Origin of the sequence: Leptolyngbya cf. ectocarpi LEGE 11479 (assembly GCF_015207065.1) — a bacterium.
GTDB lineage: Bacteria > Cyanobacteriota > Cyanobacteriia > Phormidesmidales > Phormidesmidaceae > Leptothoe > Leptothoe ectocarpi.
In genome coordinates this window covers 1-5,691 of record NZ_JADEXP010000406.1, presented here as the reverse complement: position 1 = coordinate 5,691, position 5,691 = coordinate 1, and the positions used below count along the sequence as shown (strand labels likewise).

Below are 5,691 nucleotides of genomic sequence, written 5' to 3'. Positions count from 1 at the left end.
GTGTGGAACCAGCGCTGGTGAGCATAATGGCGTTAAACACCAGCAGCATCGGCAAGCTAATGAGCGCCGGTACAGCCAATACGGGGGAACCTTCTACACCAAAGGTACGGGCATATAAACCTACAAAGCTGAATAAAAAGATAAAGGAGCCGCTAACCAACCCCGCCAGTGCAAAGCCTTTAAACATCACCTTGGGAGACGTAATGAAGGCGCGATCGGTCATCACAGGGTCATGGAAGGGATAGCTAAAAATTTGCACAAAGGCCAAACCACAAAAGGTTAAACCAGCGAGGCGAGTGTCTGGCTCCACAGTGGGCAACCCCTGACTCACCAGACCAGGTCCCAAGACAGCCAAAATAACAACCAGGAGCACTGCGGCCAAAAGCATCTGGGCACCATCGGTCAAGAGACTGCTGCGCAGACCTCCCAAGAGACTATAATAAACGGTGAAGATAGTCACTAAAAGTGCGGCAAACCAATAGCCGCCACTGCCTTCAGGCCCAAAGTAAAGAGAAAATACTTTTGTGTTGGACCAGACTTCGTTTAGCAGGCGAATAGCAATGGCCAACAGAAATAATCGCGAACAGAGTTGACCGTATTTGCTGACGAGAAATTCTGAAATGGAGCGGTGACCGCCGCGAGTACGAATAAAATAGAGGGCAACAGCAGCGGTCAAAAAACTGAGATAGTAGATGGCATAGCCAATTCCCCCCGTGATGCCAAAGGCATTGCTGAGGCTGGCCGCATTATCGATAGATTTGGCAAAGATCCACGAAATAGCCGCGCTTGAGACCAACAGCCACAGGCCAGGTCCTTCGCCCTGTCGGGATTGTCCCTGAAAGAATTCAGATGCGGAAACTTTGTTGGGAGTGGTTGCTTGAACAACGCGATAAATAAACAGGCCATAGCCAGCCAGCAAAGCCCACGTGAGTGTTACGGTGAACATAAATTAATGGATTTTAGGGGTTATCTCATTTCAGGTAGAACAATTAAGCAGAAACTCGAGTTTGGGGGGCTCTTTCTGCTGCAGGAAGAATCTCGGAACAGGTGGTCCAGAGGCCTTGTTCTAAGGATTCTATAAACTCTTTGGGCAGTCCTTCTGAGTGCATTGCCTGGGTCACTGAGGCGACGTCATAGGTCAAAGGCCGCAGCTCGGGAATGGGCCGCTGGGCACTGCTGGGAAAGTTGAGGTGACCGTAATAGACGTGACACTTACCTTCGTGGGCAGGACGTCCCAATACGCCGACGTTGAACCAAAATCCCTCTGGACTTTTGACATTGCCAATCCAGGGTAATCCCGTATGGGTGGCACAAATACCGTCAACCTGATAGCGGGTCAAAAAGTCTTGGATTTGAGCGTCGTTGGTTTCGGTTTTCCAAATGAATTCGTTGACTGTGTCAGGGCTGCCGTGACATAACAAGATCTTGCAATCTCGCCATTCTAAAATTAGCTGTTCTGGCAGCTGCTGTAGCCACTGTCGATGGACTTTGGCGGTATGGGCGTAGGTGTAGTCATAGCTAATCTGGGCAAAATTGCGATCGCGCGGGTCAGAATAACCACAGCCGCAATCGTGCAGGCCTAGCCCCACCGCTCGGTCGTAATTCCCCTGCAAGCAAATGACATTGGCCTGTTGCAGCAACTCTAGGGTGCGATCGGGCTGGGGACCAAAGCCCCCCATATCTCCCAAACAAAAGCGATAAGCTATCCCAGCAGTGGCTGATAAAAATGCATCAACGGCGGCAAAATTACTATAGGGGCCGCCACACAGAGCCACTTGGTCACAGGTATCAGGCAGTCGAATTCGGTTTGGAGATGCAGCCATCAGATAAATTGTAGAGAGCTGAAAGTAAGATACACTCTCAAGGATTTATACAAGAGTTACCTGAATTGTTAATGAGTTTTTAATAAGAAGCCTCTGTCACACCACCACCTGAGTCCGTTGTTTCTGGGCTCCCAGGTCTCTGTGCTAGCTCAAGCAAAAATCGCCCCCATGCCGGTCGATATTGGAGATGCTATCGGTGTCTAATGCTCAGATTTTTAATGTGGGCTGTGGACTACTTGAGCACAGTGTCTAATATTTCTCTGGCCGGCTGGGCTTTTTCTAGAGCTGTTTGATAGTCGCTATAAATGCGCACCAGTTTAGACAGACCGCTCACACCGGTTTTGAGTGTCTCCAGCTCATCCCCGGATAATAATTCTCCATCCAGCATTCGCACAATCAAGGGTTTAATATCACCCACATCCTGACGTGATTTCTGCAGCTTATCCACCGTCGTCATCAATGTCTTGAGGGCACTAAATACGGTATCTAGGTTATCTGTATCGATCGTATCTGCCTTATCTGCCGATTCTTTCGTATTTGCCTTATCTGCCGATTCTTTAGCCGTATCGGCGACCTCAGCCTCAGCGGCAGGGGCTGTTTGGTCGGACGCCACAGGTGCGACCTCAGGTACAGCGTTGGGTTTACTCACATTGCGTCGGGCCATAGGTCTCTTGGTGAGGAACAGCCCCTAGTTTAGGTGCTTTCCGCTGATATGGATACGGATGTTACTAGATACGATCAATAAAAGTTAATTGACGTTGCTTCTACACGAGACTGGCCTCAGGCACATTCGCCTGAGGCACCTTACTGGCTTCAGGCTTAGAAATATTGGCATAAAGCTCTGTCACGATTTGCTGACCTGCTGGTGTGTGTTTGAGATAGGAGACGGCATCTTCCACATACCCGTGCACACAGGTCCAATAAAATTCTGACAGTCCTGTATGCACATCTGCTAGCTGATGATAGCCCAGGCGTTTATTCGTGCCGTTTTGTTCAAATTCATAAAAGAGGGCGGGGAGCTTTTGTAGATAGTTGCGATCGCTAAACTGGCCAATCAAATCTGCGGCTCGACCCAGATTCGCTAAGTCTTGAACATCCGACACCACACAATGGTCAAGGGCTGGAAATCGGGTACGGTCAATAATCTGCCGGACCCGGTCCACATCAATCAGCGGTTCATGGCCAAACTGTTCTTGGACAAACTGCTGGCTGCGGTCCACATGATATTGGGCCAAACAGGCATCTGTCGTTCCAAATGGCAGCAAAACATAGGCTGCGTCATCCACGCCGGTCGTATACTGCCCTAGCTCACAATCATCCTGACTGCAGGCACCCTTGCAATAGCCAATATCATGGCAGAGCAAGGCGGTGATAAAGTTCAGCCAATCCTCTAACGTCACGTCCTCGGTAACATCGCAGGCAAGCTTAGCCTGTAAAATTTCTTGCCCCACCGAGGCAACCAAAATCGTATGCTCTAAATCATGGTAAAGAGCATCACTCTGGGCAATCGTTTCTAACGCCAGACGCGCAGTGGAGCCCAAACAGTCAACATAGTGGGACTGAACGTGGCCAAAAACGGTCTGGTATGTTGCTTGTAAGTAGACAATAAACGTATCAATTAACGTCTGTTTAGGGCTATACATCAGCGTAGGCTCTCTAACCAACAGTCACACTAAAAGCCACCCTGAAAATGTGGAAAATGCATAGGTCTATCATCAGCTAGAATCCTGGTTCTTGAATAGGTTCCCAGTCTGAAAAATGAACAATGTGCATTAGCACCATGCATTATAAGAATACGCTACGGACATAAAAGTTGCTCCTGACAACGTGCTCTTAACCCATATTCAAGTTTTTTTAGATGGCTTCAGGGTAGATAAGCTTGCTCTAAGCCATACAGTGCATTCTATCGAGGGTAGTAACGTTAGACATACGGGCTTCTGCCCCTCAGTTCAAGTTTCGCTAGTATGCTCAGACCTCAGCTGCAGAGACGTGGTTATTGAGTAACTCCATGGAGCGTTCCAGGGCAACGATGCGTTCGGTAACCTGGTGCGTTGGGGGCAGCTTTTCCAAAATTTCCAATCGTTGTAGCCTGTGTTGAACCTGACCCTTGGCACCGACTAAGAAAACGCCACGACGTTTAGCCAGGGAATCTTTAATCATGGTTTCAATGGCTAATAAAGCTGTTACTCCCAGCCTGGAAACATCCGTCATGTCTAGGAGCAGGATTTCATAATTTTCCACAATGGCCAGCCGTCTGGAAATGGATTTGGCGGCACCAAAACTCATGGGGCCGCTAAGGTGAAACATTAGAATGCGGCCCTTGGCTGCTTTTAACAACGAGCGTTCCTCGGCGGTTAGCCAGGTTTCGTTATCTCCCTGGGTTACGGCCCGCATGTCTTTGACTTGAACATCGGTGATGGATTGAATGGTCAAGAGGTTAGCCAAAAAGACGCCAACGGCAACGGCGGTAATCAGGTCCACAAATACCGTTAATCCCATGACCAGATACATTAAACCAGCCCCTTTAGTGGATAGCCGGTGGGCACGCCGTAAAAAGCCCCAGTCGATAATGTCGATACCTACTTTGATCAAAATACCTGCCAGTACGGCATGGGGAATTGGTTCTGTCAGAGCGCCAGCCCCTAGCACAATCACCGCTAAGGTAATGGCATGGATCATGCCAGAAAGATTGGTTCTGCCACCGGAGCGGACATTGATCACAGTACGCATGGTGGCACCCGCTCCCGGCAGCCCGCCAAACAATCCAGAAATCAAGTTACCAATGCCCTGACCCACCAGCTCACGGTCGGAGTCGTGCTGAGTTTGGGTAATGCTATCTGCCACTAGAGATGTCAGCAGCGAATCCAGAGCCCCGAGCATCCCCAGCATGATGCTATATCCCACCATGTCTTTGAGATTGATCCAGGTAAACTGGGGCAGCTGTAGGCTGGGTAGCCCAGAGGGAATATCACCAATACGGGGAATGCCACTATTGGGGAAAAACCACATTGAGATTAAGGTGCAGGCCACCAGGGCAATTAACGGTGCAGGCACAACCCGGTTGAGGCGAGCGGGGGCCGCAAATACAATGGCCAGGGTAAGCAAACCGATAACGGCGGCAATCGGATGAATATGGGTAATGACGTCGGGATAATGACGAATTGACTCCACTACGCCGCCGGTCGCTTCATAGCCCAGCAGGGGAGCTGCCTCTATCAAAATGATAATCACCCCCACCCCTGACATAAATCCAGAAATAACGGTGTAGGGCATCAGGGTAATGTATTTGCCCAGGCGCAACACCCCCATCAGAATCTGAAACACACCGCCCAGCATCACCACGGTAAAGGCCATGGCCAGTCCTGTGTCTGGGTTTTTGGCTAGCAGTGCGGTCACGGTGGCCGCCATCACCACCGTCATCGGTCCCGTCGGTCCTGACACTTGGGAGGGGGTACCGCCAAATAGAGCGGCAAAAAAGCCAACGATCATGGCTCCATAAAGACCGGCAATGGGACCCACCCCCGAGGCGACACCAAAGGCCAGGGCTAGGGGTAAGGCGACAACGGCTGCCGTGATCCCGCCAAAAAAGTCTCCCCGCAGGTTATTAAATTTGAAGTGTGGGATTAGGACAGATGGAGAGAAATTCATAGTCGATGCCTGACTCCAAACGTTCTGAAGTGCTTTACTAGCAAGTCCAAACCTAGCATCGAATGTGAAGGGAGATGCTGAACCTGATCGGAAAACAAGTTTTTCTAAATATTCGTTGAGATATGTTTCTTCTGTTTTGAATGATTGTTTTGGGTGGTTAATCGGTTGAATAAATTCGGCGCTGTTGATGTTTGTTTACCCTCACTCTGCCTGCCCATGC

At 49.8% G+C, this 5,691-nt stretch carries 5 protein-coding genes; all 5 read right to left on the bottom strand.

All coding sequences use genetic code 11. The annotated features are described in order from the left end of the window. Nucleotides 1-946, bottom strand: a 946-nt coding sequence (locus IQ260_RS26945) for a Na+/proline symporter (protein WP_193996166.1), incomplete at its 3' end; no start/stop codon positions are given. A 43-nt stretch (nt 947-989) separates the two neighbouring features. After that, entirely contained in the window at nt 990-1,823 is an 834-nt protein-coding gene (locus IQ260_RS26940) for a metallophosphoesterase family protein (RefSeq protein WP_193996165.1), read from the bottom strand. A 232-nt stretch (nt 1,824-2,055) separates the two neighbouring features. Further along, a complete protein-coding gene (locus IQ260_RS26935) occupies nt 2,056-2,487 on the bottom strand; it encodes a hypothetical protein (protein ID WP_193996164.1) in 432 nt (143 codons plus the stop codon). A gap of 100 nt (nt 2,488-2,587) precedes the next feature. Further along, the gene (locus IQ260_RS26930) at nt 2,588-3,466 is read right to left on the bottom strand and encodes a metal-dependent phosphohydrolase (protein ID WP_193996163.1); all 879 of its coding nucleotides are present in this window, start codon (nt 3,464-3,466) and stop codon (nt 2,588-2,590) included. A gap of 325 nt (nt 3,467-3,791) precedes the next feature. After that, complete coding sequence (locus IQ260_RS26925) at nt 3,792-5,471, bottom strand: SulP family inorganic anion transporter (RefSeq protein ID WP_193996162.1); 1,680 nt, start codon at nt 5,469-5,471, stop codon at nt 3,792-3,794. Between the last annotated feature and the right edge of the window lie 220 nt (nt 5,472-5,691).

Bases quoted from the DNA above. Each gene is read 5' to 3' on its own strand.
- IQ260_RS26940 (WP_193996165.1), bottom strand. From the start codon at position 1,823: ATGGCTGCATCTCCAAACCGAATTCGACTGCCTGATACCTGTGACCAA.
- IQ260_RS26935 (WP_193996164.1), bottom strand. From the start codon at position 2,487: ATGGCCCGACGCAATGTGAGTAAACCCAACGCTGTACCTGAGGTCGCA.
- IQ260_RS26930 (WP_193996163.1), bottom strand. From the start codon at position 3,466: ATGTATAGCCCTAAACAGACGTTAATTGATACGTTTATTGTCTACTTA.
- IQ260_RS26925 (WP_193996162.1), bottom strand. From the start codon at position 5,471: ATGAATTTCTCTCCATCTGTCCTAATCCCACACTTCAAATTTAATAAC.